This is a genomic window from Photobacterium lipolyticum (genome assembly GCF_003026475.1).
In the GTDB taxonomy this organism is placed as follows: Bacteria; Pseudomonadota; Gammaproteobacteria; order Enterobacterales; family Vibrionaceae; genus Photobacterium; species Photobacterium lipolyticum.
This window is the reverse complement of record NZ_PYMC01000004.1, coordinates 37,676-53,832: the sequence shown is the minus strand read 5'-3', so window position 1 is coordinate 53,832 and position 16,157 is coordinate 37,676. Positions and strand designations below refer to the sequence as shown.

Sequence of the window (16,157 nt, the reverse complement as noted above, 5' to 3'; positions counted from 1 at the left end):
TGCGATGAATGTCAAAACAAAAATTATTTTTTTCATGCCAGCAGTGAGCATAACTAATGCTGGCATTTTTTACGAGGTTCCAATGGGATTTTCTTTAAAGAACGTATCTATCCGTTTGCAGGTGTTGCTACCTGTTCTGATTTTAACTGTGATCATAATGGCGACTAACATTTTTGTTAACAGCAGCTTAGCGGAAAATCAGGTGAAGGTGAATGACACCACTACATCTGCTATCCACAATAAAGATCTGGTCGCCCAATTGATTAATAATACATACAAGATGCGCATCAGTGCCATTTACAGTATTTATGATCCAGAACAACTTAGCCGGTTGGCCTCAGAGCTTAACCAAGGCATGCAGACGAACAGCGTAATATTGGATGAACTACGCCGCTCTCAAGGCTTGGAATCTGTCGTCGATGCAACGAAGTTGGCCATGGATGAGTATCTTCGCTTCACTGTCAGTACTATGATCCCTTTGCTGAAAAACCGACATCAAGGTTTGGCAGATGATGTTGAGTACGCCAGCAAGGTGGCTCAGTTTCGTGACGTTGGCAGCCGAATGGTAAAAAGTATCAGTGATTTGTCTGAAGATGCAAACCGTCTGACCAGTGAGCAGCAAGAGCAGTCTCACCAAGAACATGCCAGTCTGATGACATCGATTATGTTCGGTTTTCCGATTATGCTTATTGTGGCGATGCTGGGAGCATGGTGGCTGTCGGGCTTAATTGCTAACCCAATTGTGAAACTACAAAGCGTAATGCGCAAAGTTGCTGCGGGTGACCTAAAAGCAAGAGCAGAGATCGAGGGTGACAACGAGATTGGCCAGCTGAGCACCGATATTGATACCACGACCGCTCAGCTTCATACCTTGATAGGCTCGCTGATTAATATCAGTGACGAAGTGGCTGCTGCTTCCACTGAGCTCGCAGCAGTAATGACACAATCAGAAGCAAATGCACAAATTGAACTGAATGAAATTGACCAGGTTGCTTCTGCCGTTAACGAACTGTCCAGCACGGCTGATAATGTCAGTGATAATGCAACCAGCGCAGATGCCACTGCGAAGCAGACGGATGAGCTGGCAAAAGAAGGCTTGAATATTTTTGAACAGAGCAGCGCCGCCAGTGTGCAGATGACACAAACCTTGTCTGAAGCTGCCGACGTGGTGACACGCTTGAAAGATCAGTCAGAACAGATCAGTAAAGTCGTTGAGGTGATTCGCGGTATTTCTGAGCAAACCAACTTGCTGGCCCTCAACGCTGCCATCGAAGCAGCACGAGCCGGGGAGCAAGGCCGGGGCTTTGCCGTGGTTGCCGATGAAGTTAGATCGCTGGCCGCGCGTACGCAAGATTCAACTCAGGAAATTCAGACCATCATTGAAGAGCTGCAGTCACAGTCGGGGCATGCGAACGACAGTATGCAGTCGAGCCTTGAAATGCTGGAACGTAACCAGACATTGGCGAGCCAGGCAAATGATGCGTTAGTAGGTATTACAGAATCGGTGCTTCAAATCAGTGATATGAACACCCAGGTCGCCACCGCAGCAGAGCAGCAGTCACAGGTAACACAAGATATCAATCGCAATGTGACGAATATGTCTGAAATTATCAACCAGAATGTCGCGGGTATTAGCCAGAGTGCCGCGGCCAGTAATGAGTTATCTCAGTTAGCTGAAAAACAGAAGCAGCAACTGTCTGTTTTTAAAATATAGCTTGAAATAGACTTAAGGGATAAGCCTGTCACTGACAGGCTTTTTTGTTTTTTTAATTTCTTTACTTATTGACCTGTCCATTCATTTATATATTTTATTATTCACGCATCCTGTCATTCATATGTTGTCTTGTTCATTCATATTATTATTCCTTTGCCCGCCAGAGACGTTCCGGCAAGTATTGCAATATTGTCGTAAAGAGGGATAAATTATCTTATTAATTATGGTCTTATTAATAAGAGTAGGAGTCAATTTCTGACATTCGGCATTCAGTGTCATTCAAAATAAACCCAGTATTTTTTTTGTGATCTAAGTCTATCTTTTGGGTGTTATTGTCGACATAATACGCAACATATTGTTCTCGGCATCATCAACTTGATGCGTTGGTTTGTTTTAGAGGTCTTAATGCAGTTTTCGTTAAAAAATTTATCAATACGGATTCAGGTACTATTGCCTGTTCTACTTATGGTCATCGTATTAATGTCATCTTTATTGTTGACTAAGTCGCAACTGGAAGAAGAACAAGCTAACATTAGTAATAACACAGAATCACTGGTGCTATTTAAAGATACATTAGCTAAAATCGATGATGACATATATCCTCTTCGAATTAGTGCGGTATATGCTATTTATGAAGCATCTCGCCGCAATAGCTTTCAAACAGCCTTGTCAGAAACTGAGCGAAACGTTACTTCCTCACTTAAAACATTATCGCAAGTATCAGAATTCCAATCTGATGTTAATGCTGCGGATACTGCGATAAAGGAGTATATTTCATATTCTCAACGGGCTCTTACTTTAGTGGAACGTTATGATTCAGGTGCGGCCTCTAAACAAGAACTTGAGAATTTTATTGCCCAATATATTGATATTGGTAATAAAATGGTCGGTTCAATTAATACACTATCTGGCAAAGTTAATCTGTATGCGAGTAAAAGTTTAGAGCAAAGCGAGAAAAATAATGAGTCGTTAATGACAACAGCATCTATTGCATTATTTGCTGTGTTTGTTTTTTCTATCTTAGCGGCATGGTGGCTCTCTGGATTAATCGTTAATCCAATAGTGAGACTGCAAAGTGTTATGCGTGATGTGGCTGCAGGTAACCTGTCTGTACGTGCAGAACAAGATGGTGACAATGAGATTTCTCAGTTAGGTGGTGATGTTAATACCACGGTAACGCAACTTCATACTACCGTCGAATCGCTAATTCGTATTAGCGAAGACGTTGCAGCGGCTTCTACTGAACTCGCAGCAGTGATGACCCAGTCGGAAGCAAATGCACAGCTTGAATTAAATGAAATTGATCAGATTGCATCAGCTGTTAATGAGTTATCAAGCACGGCGGATAACGTGAGTGATAATGCAACTAGTGCAGATGCAACCGCCAAGCAAACCGACGAATTGGCAAAAGAAGGTCTGAATATCTTTGAGCAGAGCAATAAAGCAAGTAAGCAGATGACTGAGACGTTGTCTGAAGCCGCTGGAGTTGTCACACGTTTAAAAGATCAATCCGATAAAATCAGCCAAGTTATTGAAGTGATCCGCAGTATTTCAGAGCAGACGAATTTGCTGGCACTGAACGCGGCCATTGAGGCAGCACGAGCCGGGGAGCAAGGTCGGGGCTTTGCCGTAGTTGCCGATGAAGTCAGATCGCTGGCCGCGCGTACGCAAGATTCGACTCAGGAAATTCAGACCATCATTGAAGAGCTGCAGTCACAGTCGGGACATGCGAATGACAGCATGACGTCGAGCCTCGAAATGCTTGAGCGTAACCAAGTGTTGGCGAGTCAGGCAAATGAGGCGCTGATAGGTATTACAGAATCTGTACTTCAAATCAGTGATATGAACACCCAAGTAGCCACAGCGGCTGAGCAACAATCTCAGGTAACGCAAGACATTAACCGCAATGTGACGAACATGTCTGAAATTGTGAATCAAAACGTAGCGGGTATCAGTCAGAGTGCAGTTGCGAGCAATGAATTGTCTAAGCTGGCAGAACAGCAGAAAGAACAGCTGTCTTTCTTCAAACTGTAAACTATCTTAAAATAATTGTTTGCAGAGGCCTGTCAGTGACAGGCCTTTTTGTCTTTTGAAAGAACAATGGCTCTTCCATGACTGATGGCGTCAAATACACCATAATTTATAGGCACTCTTTGAATGCTGACATTAATACCAATCGGGATAATTTACAGAGCCCTGTGATGAGATCTTTATGCTAAAAAAAGCCCAGCAAATGGTTGTGTTTAATGCACTGACCAAGCAGCAAAGCTTCACCCGGGCGGCGCAGCTTCTGAATATTTCGCGTACCCAGGTCAGTAAACAAATACAGCAACTGGAGGAGCGGCTAGGTGTTCAGTTGGTGCAAAGAACCACACGTTCATTCGCTTTAACGGAGTCCGGACGGACATTTTCAGCCCACTGCGCCAATGTAGTCGGGGAAATTAACGAAGCCGAGAGCGAGCTATTGTCTAATACCGAGGCCTTGCAAGGGGCGTTACGTGTTGGTATTGCCCAGTCATTTGCGTCGAATCATATTGCGCCCCACATTTCTGAATTTCACGATCTTTATCCGCAGCTGGACTTAGAGATGAGCCTGTTTGATCACCGTGTCGATCTGATATCAGAACAGCTGGATCTGTGGATCGGAATGATGGATTCGCCACCGGAGGGTTTTGTTGCCCGGCATTTAACGGATTGTCATTTCGTATTGGCGGCAAGCCCGGATTATTTAGCGAAAAATGGTGTGCCTTATCACCCGAGTGATCTGGCAAATCATAACTGCATCACTTATTTCAGTCGTGAGCGTAAAGATAGTGTCTGGAGCTTTCAGAAAGACGAAGAGAGCCTGCAAATGAAAGTGAAGGGTAATTACCGGGTCGATTCGGCTGATGCTATTCGAGACGCGACACTAACCGGTAATGGTATCGGCTATCTGGCCACTTATTTACTGAAAAATGAGTTTCGTGAAGGAAAGTTGATCCGCCTGATGCCTGATTGGCAATTAACGCAGCATATGCCACTTTACGCTATTTATCCCCGGCACAAGTTTTTACCGAACAAAGTCAGGGTGTTTATCGACTTTGTCCGAAAGCATATTGGGGAGCCCGCATACTGGGACCGGGGAGTGCTGTAACCTGGCTATAATTCTCTTTCTTCAGTCTGGCGCGCCAGGAATGTTTGACGTTGTTTTATAACGGTCGTGGTTAAACACATAATCTCCGCCTGGTGCCGTTCGATGACAGGCTATACACCCCTCAGCCATGCCTTTGGCAATCCGACCAGCCAGTTCCACCCCGTTAGAGTCTACATCAAGACTGCCGTCCGGCTTGTATTTAACCCAGAACCAGTCTTGGTTTTCTGGGTCATATCCCGCGCGGCGATACATAACGGTCACAGCTTTCAGGTATTTAGTTGGATCATTGGCTACCGTTAGCTTGGAGACTCCTTCACCGTCGTAATTACGTTTGATAATCACTTCGCCCTCGTTTCCTCTCAGTGTCAGGCGGGTATCAACCGTATCGAGAATTGCGCCGTGTGGTGGTTGTCCCTCGTAGGGCGTTGACAGCAGGGCATCTGGTCCAACTAAGTGTTGAGTTACCATTTCGGTCCACAAGTTCTCAGAGTAGACCACATCATCTAAGCCGCCAAAAGCGGGTGCTATTTCTTCATCTGCCAGTAGATTAGAACTAGTACCAATTAAGATCGCTGATGTTATTAGTGTCATCACCATTTTTTTCATTATTCATTCCCTCAATGTTGCTCGCTTTATTAAAGATGGAACAAAAAAAACGGGGTAGCCATTTTCTTTCAAGGTCATATACCCAACTAATCCCAATATACTCATTTCTGAGATCGTCCAGCCTGAGGTGGAGGTGACTGGCTGCATTTTAGTGGAGATGGGTATTCACCCAATATCATGGCCGTTATTTATCAATAAGCAGCTATTTCCCTGCCTGAATGATTGATGAAAAAAACACCTGATTAGATCCTCGATAGAGTTCAAGCTGCAAAAAAACGTTCTTTATTGTTACGCATGACAATAACAGTATCCCCCGGGGGAACTAATCATGCCGATTTCGTTTGCTCTGGCGAAAATAGAACCGAAATTACCGGTTAATGTAAATTGCATGTTAGTTTGCATAACAACTTGATTCTTGTCACATTCTGAAATCCCCCTAGAATGCCGCCGCAATCGTTTACTAACAGACTAACAGTGGAGAATGACGGTGAACTATTTGGTCAGCATCTTAGGTATTATCACGCTTTTTGCGGTTGCCATTACATTTTCAGAGAATCGCCGTGCCATTAACTGGCGAACTGTCGGCGGTGCATTTGCCATTCAGCTTTCGTTTGCTGGCTTTATTCTTTATGTACCAGTTGGTCGTGAAGTGCTAAACAGCGTGTCGAATGCCGTATCGGGTATCATCGACTACGGTCGAGTTGGTACTGAGTTCCTGTTCGGCGAATTGGCGCAGTTTAAGCTCGGCTTTATATTTGCCGTCAATGTACTTCCAACCATAGTGTTCTTCTCTGCACTTATCTCTGTTCTTTATTACCTTGGAATAATGGGCTGGGTTATTAATGGCCTCGGTGGTGCACTGCAGCGCCTGCTGGGTACTAGCCGGACTGAATCGATGTCTGCGACGGCAAATATTTTTGTTGGCTCGGTTGAAGCGCCACTTGTTGTACGCCCTTTTTTAGCCAAGATGAGCCGTTCAGAGTTATTCGCGGTCATGGTGGGTGGTCTTGCATCGGTCGCTGGTGGCACTATGGTAGGCTATGCCGGTCTGGGCGTTGAAATTAGTTACCTGATAGCGGCAAGTTTTATGTCGGCGCCTGCCGGTTTGATGATGGCGAAGATCCTTGTGCCACAAACTGAAACGATCAGCGAAGAATCACAATATGCCGATGAAGACGATGACGAGCCGGTTAACATCATCGATGCGGCTTCTCGTGGTGCATTGAGCGGTCTGCAGATCGCGATGGCGGTAGGGGCAAGCTTGCTGGCGATTATCAGCCTGATTGCGTTGGTTAATGGCGGTTTAGGTCACATCGGTGAGTTCGCCGGTGTCAATAACCTGAGTCTGGAACTGCTGTTCGGATACCTGTTTGCCCCCGTTGCATGGTTGATTGGCGTACCTTGGTCTGAAGCAACGGTTGCGGCAAGCCTGATTGGCAAAAAGATTGCGGTTAACGAATTTGTCGCTTTTGCCGATTTAATGGCAGTGAAAGATCAACTAAGCGAGCACTCACAGGCGATTGTAACCTTTGCATTGTGTGGTTTTGCCAACCTGACGTCGATTGCAATGCTGATGGGGGGCTTAGGTGGCGTTGTACCAAGTCGTCGTCCTGATGTTGCCCGCCTCGGTATGAAAGCGATTTTTGCAGCAACGCTGTCTAACTTAATGAGCGCGACTATCGCTGGGATTTTCCTTTCGTTCTGATGAGTGGACAATCAGAAATCAACGAGTTCTCTATTTTTGTTTAATGCATTTAAAAATAAAGCCCGCAAAAAAGCGGGCTTTATAATATCGGTACGTAAGACCTAAGGACAATTTAATCTTAGTGAGATGACCTCAGAAGTCAGTCTTAAATGTGATACAATTGCTCCTATTATTGCTCTCGCTTTGCTTAGTTCATTGCTTTTATATGAATTTTTTGATGATTAATTTTATCTGGAGCGGAAATGAAATCTCCTGTTGACCGATTGCTAATCAAACATGAAAACCTGGTGCACTCCGAAAGGGTAAAGGTTGTCTCGCACACCCAGCGCGATGATGGTGACTGGGTAATACATACCTTAATGATTGAAGGTTGTGACGCTCCCTTCAAATTCCGCCGTAAGAAAAAGTATCGGAGCCTGAAAGGACAGAGGGTTAATATGACATATTATCCGGAAATCGAGATAGTGGCCGGTTTCGAGATTGAAACGATGAAAGTGGTGCGGGTTAAGAGAGATTGAGCAGCAGAAGGACGCATAATGCGCTCGTTGCGAGTATTGCGTATAGCATGGATAGCGCGTTCACGCTTGACGCCTTACCTGCCGTATCTTTCAGCCAAATTCAGGGACCTTCCGATCCCCGCATTGACTTAATAGTGTGTCTCGGCGACGACGGATGGCTGCTAAGTGCGGCAGCTGTTGAAGATATCAAGTTCAGGCTGATAGACCTTAGTATCGACATCCATAATTCCTAACATCGAGTGGAACACATTGTCTTGTGAATAGCTTCCTTGTTGTGCCGCTTGGTTCAGACAATAAGAATCAATATTCTTTGCTTGTTTAAAACCTTCCGACATCCACACCATCATCGGCACCTTAGTCTGAAAGTCAGGTGCGAGTTTGTACGGTGTTCCATGGAGAAACAGCCCGTTTTCACCCATTGACTCGCCGTGATCGGAGATATAAAACAGCGCCGTGTTAAATTCGGACTCTAGCTTTTCCAGTTTCTCGATGGTTTGTGAAATGACGTAATCAGAATAGAGAATTGTATTGTCGTAAGTGTTAACAATTTCATCCAATTTACAGTTCTCAATATCACTACGGGGGCAATCTGGCATAAAGATACGATGCTGATCAGGGTAGCGTTGGAAATAAGTTGGACCATGGCTGCCGATCAAATGCAGCGACAGCATACGGTTGCCTTCTAAGCTGTGGACATCCGAATCAAAATTTTCCAAAAGAGCCATATCGTAGCAAGTGCTGCCATTACATAATTTATTTTTGATATTACGCTTGATCTCCTGATTGGAAATATTTTTCGCAACGCCTTTATCACCACCGTCATTTTCTTTCCAGAGCAGTGAAATACCCGCACGTTTCATGATATCCAAGAAGTTATCTTGATGATTAGCAATACGTTTATCGTAATCATGTTTCGGCAATTGGGAGTACATGCAGGGTACGGAAACGGCAGTTGCGGTTCCGCATGAACTGACGTCATGGAAGGAAATTATATTTTTCCCACGTGTGTACCGGTTGGTCGAGCGAGAGTAGCCATTTAATTCCTGGTTTTGTGAACGGGCAGTTTCACCCAATACAAACACCATTAATGTTGGCTTTTCTGCCGCTAATGCTTTGGGGGCCTGCTTGGCATCTAGCCCGATTTGCCGGTACTCTATAGGAGCTGCGAAGTAGGTGTTATTGATGTACTTGGTTGCGCTATACACATAATGGGTCGGGATAATCATCTTTTTTAGATAGCTATTGTTGCGACCGACGGAGCTGTAATCTTTATAATAGAGAAGTGCGATAATCGCGATGACAAGCAGAGAAATCCCCATTGAGCAGCTCTTCATAACCAGTAACTTTATCTTACTGCCAATAGGGTTGAATTTTACTCTGCTAATCAGTAGCGCAGGTATTCCCCCCATCAATAAAGTCCACAAGACAGAATAGCTGCTTAAATAAGAACTCGCCTCGCTGGCATCGGTTTCTGCTATATTTTCAATCATGCCATAGTCGATGAGAACCCCGTAATTATACATGGCATAACTCACGATGCTGGAGACAATGACTAATACCATAAAGAACGGGCGTGCAATTAAAGGCCAGCTAAACAAGCTGAAAATAAAATTAAAAGCGGCAATAAAGAAGATCGGGATTGAGAGAACAAAACCGATCTTCACACTTTCCAGTTCACTTAAAATATGATTTAGCTCTACTAATATCGGTAAATTCACTACAGCAGTAAAATAGAAGGCGAATAAGAGCGGAAAGCTAACCATAGTCAGCTGCTTCATGTTCAAAAGTTTTTTTAATGTATTCATATTGGAATAATTTTTCTAATAAAAAATCGGTCTGATAAAACAACACAGTGAACCAAGTAAGTGCGGCTTCCTTGTATTAACTTGCATCAGTTTAAAGGTTTGAATGTCGTAAAAAGGTCATTGACATTTTTTTCACACCTGTTCATGCGATGATGGAATATAAAACAGGAAAACAACGTTATGAAACTACTCTTAGTTGAGAATTATCAAGATCTGTCTGAAGTGATTTTCGACTTTTTTGAAAGCAAGGGCTGCAGCCTCGATTATGCGCGCGATGGCTTGCAAGGTTTTACACTTGCCAGCCAAGAACACTATGATCTGATCATTCTTGACGTGATATTGTTGCACATGGACGGCTTTACTTTGTGTCAGAAACTGCGTCAGCAAGGTATAGATACCCCGATTTTGATGCTCTCGGCACGTGATATTCGGGATGAAATACTCGAAGGTTATGATATGGGGGCTGACGATTACCTGGTAAAGCCTGTAGATCTTGAAATATTGGAAGCGCGGATTAAAGCTCTGCTTCGTCGTCATAATACTTTGTTGCAAGTGTAATTTCTGTTCGTTTTAAACACTGGAGACATATAGACTTATCTGGTCGACCTATCGTTGCCTTGTGGACAATACTGGCAAATAGTCAAATCACAGGGTTTTACTGTTCGTTTTAAACGCTGAGCAGTGAAATTGTTTGATTATAAAAGTAACAACCCAAAAAAGCTCACAGTAATATCCTTCATCTATACTTTAATAGTGATTCCATAGTGACACGGTGAGAAACATGTACGCTAAATATAGATCTTATACCTTAGCTGGGAAAGAGCATCTTCATGTTCATCTTGAAGTTAACCCTACCGGTTTTATTGATATCGAGATTATGGAGAAGCACAAACAACTTAATGCTGAGTTCGAGGATTTATGCTTTGAAGAACATGGCAATACAACTGAATTAGATTGTGTTGAACACTGCAAGCCCAAGCATAAAATTTGGTACATTTACCTTTCTCGTAATGATGCCAAAGAACTCACCACGTTAATTGATGAAGCCAAAGAGGAATATGAGATTATAATGCGGGATCTTTGTTGATTATTCATATAATCGACAATTATGCACCTTATACAAACATCGACCCCACCACTCATGTTGATATTCATCATACATCTGTATGATGTTTTTTTTTGCTATAAATCCTCAATGACGATCACAACCATTTCTAACCTAAGTATCACTTAAACAAGACGTTAGTGAAAATGACTTGTTTTTCATCGGTAAAACGAGAGATAAAACAGGCCCGCTGAAATGAATCGCAATACACACCATTACTGAGTATGTAACGGGTCGTATCAAAGTTTCTGCTACCTACGCGATTGATTTTTTTCATCATTGCCGCTTGGGCCTCATCACCGAGGTATTGTTGAGTAAATGCCATCGAGATACCGAATGAATCAACGCAGAATCCAGCTCTCTCGTCACAGATTATCCCGCGTTCTGGAGAGTAGATATTTCTATCCAGTTCAGTGTTTGCCCAGGCTGAACTCAGTACGACAGACAATGCGAGACCTGCCAGAAACTTGTACATGATCACTCCTGCCTAATAGGTAATTGATGTCGCTATCAGTAATGATAGCAGTTCGAACAACGGGGCAATCTAGAGTTTGCAAACCTTTCAAAGGAATCTACAGCTTAACTGTGAGGGATATAAGAGGAAAATTTTACTGACAATGTACTGTGACTATATAAAGACTGTGATATTGCAGCATTTATTTTTCGGCGTTCACCGGCGTTGGGCGAATATATGAAAGAAATGGGCGTTTTTTGCAATAAGTGGCGACATTATTTTTCGAACAGACTACAGTTCATGTATACCATTGATCATACTGATATAAAAAGGTGAAAGAATGAATTGGTATTTGCATGTTTTAAAAAATTACGCGGTATTTAGCGGGAGGTCACGCAGGCAAGAATATTGGTACTTTTTTTTGTTTAATATACTCATTAGCATTGCGTTGGGTTTTATCGACACTCTGCTGGCGACTCCCGGCACTGAAGACGGTGCGGGTGTCCTTGGCACCATTTATTCGTTAGCGGTTCTGATCCCGAGTATTGCCGTAGGTGTGCGCCGTCTTCACGATACCGGGCGTACAGGCTGGTGGATGCTAATTGGTCTGATCCCCTTGATTGGTGCCTTAGTACTGATTTACTTCTTCGTGCTAGACAGTCAGCCAGGCACGAATGAATATGGTGCTAACCCTAAAAATAGTGAGGAAGGTCAGTTTATCGTTTAATTGCAATTGTTTTGTTAGCCGCAGTTTAATAATTGATATAGGTATATACCCACGTTACCTCAAGATGCTGGATTCTCGCTGAAACGAGCACCTTGAAGTTACTTGGTTATAGGCTGCGCAAACTTATGTGAGTCTGAATAGAGGTTTAGATAGCTTTCTAATCGCATTGAATAGAAACCCTCTAGCTCCTCATCTCCCTCATCATGGCAGTCGGTACAAATCTCTTTCGGATCAAACTTTTCGTGGGGGAAATGGCATTCGACACATTCCATCTGCTCACTCTCCTGATGTTTGATATTATGCTGGCGACCGTCTAGATTAGCCAATGTATCGTGGCATTCTACACAGCTCCGATATTCAAACTCTAGGTCCTCTGATGGTTCTTCACCCTCGTGGCACTGACCTGCACAAGTCTCATCCAGCAAGTGGAAGTTAGCTAAGTTTTCTTCATCTGGATTTGGCAAATCCTCTGCCCAACCTGTTTGGTTGCTAAAGGTTAGCAGGCCAATCAGCATATATTTAACGATGTTCATAGCGTGTTTCCTTACTCATTTTATCGTGTGACTTAATCTGAAAATTAGGCCACCACCATCTGCCCAGCGTATAAAATAAACATTCGAAGCGACATCACACCCATAAGCGTAAATATCGGCAATATCACCATGAATACTTTTGTCTGTTGGGAATTATCAGAGCAAACTACTTTCAGGAAGAGTGGCAATACGATACCGATACCAATAACGCCTATCCAAAAAACATACGCCCAGAAACTGCCAAACACCGCTAGATTGATGGCTTCTTGTTCGGCGTGTACACCGAATCTCATCCCGATGATCAACATCATTAATAAGATCACTTCTGCAATAACCACGGGCTTCTCAATACGATGGATCAAGGCGATACCAAATGTTTCTGTATTGGCAGAAAAGAGGGTGTAAGCCATCACAACAGATGCCGCAATACCGGATGAAATACCTGATGCTAAGAACAGTAAAGGCAGTATCGGCTGGTTTAACATAGGGTAAGAAACCAGTGCAGAAAGTAGGAAACCGGTATACATACCTAGCAGTATCGACAAGATAGTTAAAGCGATATCTAAATATTTGTCTAGCCTCTCTAGCTGGGCCAATATTGAGAGCATTATTTTGTTGCTGGCGGTGCGAGGGGAAAATTTACTAATAAAGCGTAGAATTTCCGCTTTAAAGATCACTATGATCCACGCAAACACTGCCATTTGATACAGTATAAAGAGCGTAACCCCACGGCCCATGACCGATTGCGGATTAGAGAATTGATAAACAATGACTTTCCAAAAATCGAGAGGCTTGGTTAAGTCCACAATGAGAATTAGCAACCCTAAGATCACCATTGATGCAGCCAAGATAACCGCACTGATAACCAGTGGATTTTTTGAAAGTGCTGATTTATCTTGCTCAAAATGTTTGATAGCTAAAGCTAAGCACATCGCACCCGATGAAACCCCAAGAACAAAGAGGTAGATTGCGATAGGCCAGTGCCATACTAGCGTGTCGAAATGGAAGGCATTATTCAATGATCCTATCATGACTGGACCTCGTTGAATTTATCAGGAACACGGAACATTTTAGGTTTGGTTCCTAAATACTTTTTGTAGCGGTAGACGGCTTTATTTTTCAGTGCGATGTTAATGTCACTTTGCGGATCATTGAGATCACCAAAAATGAGTGCTTGTTTTGGACAAGCTTCAACGCAACTCGGAAGCTCACCATTTGCCAGTTTTGATTTTCTGCAGAAGTCGCATTTATCTGCAGATTTTGTAACAGGATCAATGTAGCGTACTTTATAAGGACAAGCCGCAATGCAATATTGACAGCCGACACAGCGATCTGGATTGACGTCGACAATTCCTGTTTTCTTATCAATATACGAAGCACCGGTCGGGCAGACGTGGACACATGGCGGGTTTTCGCAATGCTGACAAGATTTTCTAAAGAAGCTGTAACGAATATCGGGAAATTCACCAACAGGGCCACTTCTAATAATTTCAAGTCGAGTCGCGCTATCAGGCACATTATTTGTTTCTTTGCAGGCAATGACGCAAGCTTCACAGCCGATACATAGTGATTCATCGTGGATCATGGCATATCGTTTGCCATCAATTTCAATTGTTTGAATAATAGAGGTGCCCGCAACGCCTGTTGTTGCAATCATAGCGCCAGCACCTAAGCCGATCATGAGTTTGCGTCTAGAGTGATCCATTATTGATCTCCTTCTAGTGCCTGGTCTTCTGTGTGACAATCAATGCACAGTTGTATTCTAGATTTTTCCTCAATGCCTATTACTGGGTCTACATCAGTATGGAGACTATGACAAGACGCGCAGTTGATTTGTTTATAGTGTACATCATGCGTCCATTCCGTTTGTCGGAGATCTTTTGGTAAGTGGCAAGTGAGGCATTGCTCGTTCTGGGATAGGGCGCTTATATTCGAATGCTCTGAAAAGCTAATAATGCTGGCATTATCTCTTGGATGCGCCCCCTTGTTTCCGTGGCAGGCCGTGCAGTTGTTGTAAAATTTTCGACTTGTGTGGGCACCGACACTTTTGATTGGCTCAATGTCTTTTAGTAAACGTTGCTTTTTATGGCAACGTATACAACGCTTATTTTCCTTGACCAGAATAGCCATTTCGTCGTCACTGTTGACCTGTGAGCTGAAGATCTGATCGGTTTCTTCGTGATTTATAGATTTGTTACTCGTTATGTTTTCTTGTGCGTAGGAAGCATAAGATGAAAAGAGAACGAATAGGCTTAATATAATGACACTGGAAAAACGACGTAATTTAGCCATAGTAATTCTCGTTCTTATCTTTATTCTGCCATTTAGCAGGTTTTAATTAGGCCAACATAATGCTGGCTTATACCCAAGTAACCTCAAGATGTTCGTTTCAGCGAGAATTTCCAGGCGCTAAGGTAAGGCGCTGATTTGCCGATATAGCGTTCTACATCAAAAATCAGCAACGCAACATAAGTGCCTGGAAAACTCGCCCTTCGGGAGTGATCCAGCCAGCCCACTTCTGTGTCAAATGCACTCGAAAGGGGCTGACATTCCTTCGCACATTTTCCTTGAATTGAACTGGCTGGTATCACTCTGAATCCTGCATCTTGAGGTAATTTGGGTATATATATTAACGTCTCAAACTGCATTCAATTTATTTGAATTCTAAATTCATTACTCCACGGTGGAAGATGTGGTTGATCTGAGAGTTGTCGAATACCGCGACACCAAATGGGTAAGCTTTATTCATATCGTTAAACTGAACGTCTTGAGTTTCCGCGTTACTACCAGTAGTAACAAGCTTACGTTTCATTTCCAGCGTCCAAACACCATCTTTCCATACGGCACCAACTTCTATATCACCACGAGAACCCGTGAATGGTGCGCCGGTTAAGCCTGGAATACGGTCTGATGCATTGTAGTCGGCAGTAAATGGTTGTTTTTCGGCTTCGTGAATAAGAAGCGTATCAGCTGTTAATCCTGGTGCAACAAATGCAGGTTGACCATCTTTAATATTATCGACATACCCGCCACCGGTCTTATCATCCCCTTTGCGTCCCCAACCTTTGTTTACTTTAGGGTCAGTATTGCTGTCTACGTATTGGTCATCCAGTTGATTATGCGCACCGGTACGGACACCTTTCCAGTGCCACATATCAATGTATTGGCCTTCATTGGTGAATTTACGAGCCGGGTTTGTATCTTCTCTTCCGGCAATTTTACCGTCTTTAGAGCGGTGACACGCTGCGTTACAGCCTTTTTCAGCAAAATCGTCTGCGTTGATGTTCCAAAATACTGCGAATTTATCTTCGTAATAGGTATTATCGTGACCAGTACTGTCTTTGTTGACCATTTGCTTCCAGCTACCGTCTTCCTGTTTTACCCAAGGGAAGCGGTCAATACTTTTAGTTGGATCATCATAACGTATTAGGAAATAAACAAATTCATCATCATAGAGTGACTTTATTTCCACCGTTGTTTTCTTGATGCCTTCATAGCCGTTATTTGGCTTGTAGGGTAGTTTATCTAACTTGATGTTGGCTGCTTTTACATCATTCCAAACAGCATCTATTTGACCATCAATAGTAATGTCTGACGTCGTCTTAGTACTTTCTAGCGTAGTGTTTTTTGCGTGAGCAAAACTAACGGGGACTGCCGATAAAGCAACTGCGGCACTAATAGCAAGAATGGAAGGTCTCATATTAAGCTCCTGATGGCTTATTAATATTATTTTCATAATCATAATAGAAACTGAAGGAGCTTTTCGTATGACCGATGTCAAAAAAGTAAAAATAAAGTTGGTTTGTTGGGTGGTTTTGTGATCGAGAGGTTAAATGAGTTGAGGTTGGTTATATTGA

The 16,157-nt window shown here is 43.2% G+C and carries 16 protein-coding genes; 8 read left to right on the top strand and 8 right to left on the bottom strand.

The genetic code is table 11. The annotated features are described in order from the left end of the window. Positions 1-82 precede the first annotated feature (82 nt). The 3 genes from C9I89_RS07685 to C9I89_RS07675 all read left to right on the top strand — a co-directional run bounded on the left by C9I89_RS07685 (position 83) and on the right by C9I89_RS07675 (position 4,847). Positions 83-1,714, top strand: coding sequence for a methyl-accepting chemotaxis protein (locus tag C9I89_RS07685; RefSeq protein WP_107282950.1), 1,632 nt, complete (start codon positions 83-85; stop codon positions 1,712-1,714). 405 nt (positions 1,715-2,119) lie between these two features. Continuing rightward, positions 2,120-3,748: a methyl-accepting chemotaxis protein gene (locus tag C9I89_RS07680; RefSeq protein ID WP_107282774.1), complete on the top strand. Its 1,629-nt coding sequence runs from the start codon at positions 2,120-2,122 to the stop codon at positions 3,746-3,748. A gap of 178 nt (positions 3,749-3,926) precedes the next feature. Further along, positions 3,927-4,847 (top strand): LysR family transcriptional regulator, encoded by a 921-nt coding sequence (locus C9I89_RS07675; protein ID WP_107282773.1) that lies wholly within the window; start codon positions 3,927-3,929, stop codon positions 4,845-4,847. Between the two features lie 21 nt (positions 4,848-4,868). Here C9I89_RS07675 and C9I89_RS07670 read toward each other — a convergent pair whose 3' ends face one another. Continuing rightward, positions 4,869-5,453 carry a cytochrome P460 family protein gene (locus tag C9I89_RS07670; RefSeq protein ID WP_211315222.1) on the bottom strand — a complete coding sequence of 195 codons (585 nt, stop codon included), beginning with the start codon at positions 5,451-5,453 and terminating at the stop codon, positions 4,869-4,871. Positions 5,454-5,940: 487 nt separating this feature from the next. On the opposite strand from C9I89_RS07670, the gene C9I89_RS07665 reads away from it, so the two are divergent. Further along, positions 5,941-7,158 (top strand): NupC/NupG family nucleoside CNT transporter, encoded by a 1,218-nt coding sequence (locus tag C9I89_RS07665; protein ID WP_107282948.1) that lies wholly within the window; start codon positions 5,941-5,943, stop codon positions 7,156-7,158. A 242-nt stretch (positions 7,159-7,400) separates the two neighbouring features. Continuing rightward, a complete protein-coding gene (locus C9I89_RS07660) occupies positions 7,401-7,676 on the top strand; it encodes a hypothetical protein (RefSeq protein ID WP_107282772.1) in 276 nt (91 codons plus the stop codon). A gap of 161 nt (positions 7,677-7,837) precedes the next feature. Here C9I89_RS07660 and C9I89_RS07655 read toward each other — a convergent pair whose 3' ends face one another. Then, the gene (locus tag C9I89_RS07655) at positions 7,838-9,481 is read right to left on the bottom strand and encodes a phosphoethanolamine transferase (protein WP_107282771.1); all 1,644 of its coding nucleotides are present in this window, start codon (positions 9,479-9,481) and stop codon (positions 7,838-7,840) included. Positions 9,482-9,661: 180 nt separating this feature from the next. Here C9I89_RS07655 and C9I89_RS07650 point away from each other — a divergent pair, with 180 nt between their 5' ends. Further along, the gene (locus tag C9I89_RS07650; protein WP_107282770.1) at positions 9,662-10,039 is read left to right on the top strand and encodes a response regulator transcription factor; all 378 of its coding nucleotides are present in this window, start codon (positions 9,662-9,664) and stop codon (positions 10,037-10,039) included. A gap of 223 nt (positions 10,040-10,262) precedes the next feature. Then, the gene (locus C9I89_RS07645; RefSeq protein ID WP_107282769.1) at positions 10,263-10,568 is read left to right on the top strand and encodes a hypothetical protein; all 306 of its coding nucleotides are present in this window, start codon (positions 10,263-10,265) and stop codon (positions 10,566-10,568) included. Between the two features lie 139 nt (positions 10,569-10,707). On the opposite strand, the gene C9I89_RS07640 is transcribed toward C9I89_RS07645, so the two are convergent. Beyond that, entirely contained in the window at positions 10,708-11,061 is a 354-nt protein-coding gene (locus C9I89_RS07640; RefSeq protein WP_107282768.1) for a YcgJ family protein, read from the bottom strand. Between the two features lie 319 nt (positions 11,062-11,380). On the opposite strand from C9I89_RS07640, the gene C9I89_RS07635 reads away from it, so the two are divergent. Further along, positions 11,381-11,767 (top strand): DUF805 domain-containing protein, encoded by a 387-nt coding sequence (locus tag C9I89_RS07635; RefSeq protein WP_107282767.1) that lies wholly within the window; start codon positions 11,381-11,383, stop codon positions 11,765-11,767. A gap of 98 nt (positions 11,768-11,865) precedes the next feature. On the opposite strand, the gene C9I89_RS07630 is transcribed toward C9I89_RS07635, so the two are convergent. From C9I89_RS07630 to C9I89_RS07610, 5 genes are all read right to left on the bottom strand, one after another. Then, entirely contained in the window at positions 11,866-12,300 is a 435-nt protein-coding gene (locus tag C9I89_RS07630; RefSeq protein ID WP_107282766.1) for a cytochrome c3 family protein, read from the bottom strand. Between the two features lie 44 nt (positions 12,301-12,344). Further along, the gene (gene nrfD, locus C9I89_RS07625) at positions 12,345-13,331 is read right to left on the bottom strand and encodes an NrfD/PsrC family molybdoenzyme membrane anchor subunit (RefSeq protein WP_107282765.1); all 987 of its coding nucleotides are present in this window, start codon (positions 13,329-13,331) and stop codon (positions 12,345-12,347) included. Beyond that, the gene (locus C9I89_RS07620) at positions 13,328-14,005 is read right to left on the bottom strand and encodes a 4Fe-4S dicluster domain-containing protein (protein ID WP_107282764.1); all 678 of its coding nucleotides are present in this window, start codon (positions 14,003-14,005) and stop codon (positions 13,328-13,330) included. The genes nrfD and C9I89_RS07620 overlap by 4 nt, the downstream gene beginning before the upstream one ends. Continuing rightward, on the bottom strand, positions 14,005-14,592 hold the full coding sequence (locus C9I89_RS07615; protein ID WP_107282763.1) for a cytochrome c3 family protein: 588 nt from the start codon (positions 14,590-14,592) through the stop codon (positions 14,005-14,007). The genes C9I89_RS07620 and C9I89_RS07615 overlap by 1 nt, the downstream gene beginning before the upstream one ends. A 361-nt stretch (positions 14,593-14,953) precedes the next feature. Further along, positions 14,954-16,000, bottom strand: coding sequence for an ethylbenzene dehydrogenase-related protein (locus C9I89_RS07610; RefSeq protein ID WP_107282762.1), 1,047 nt, complete (start codon positions 15,998-16,000; stop codon positions 14,954-14,956). Positions 16,001-16,157 lie beyond the last annotated feature (157 nt).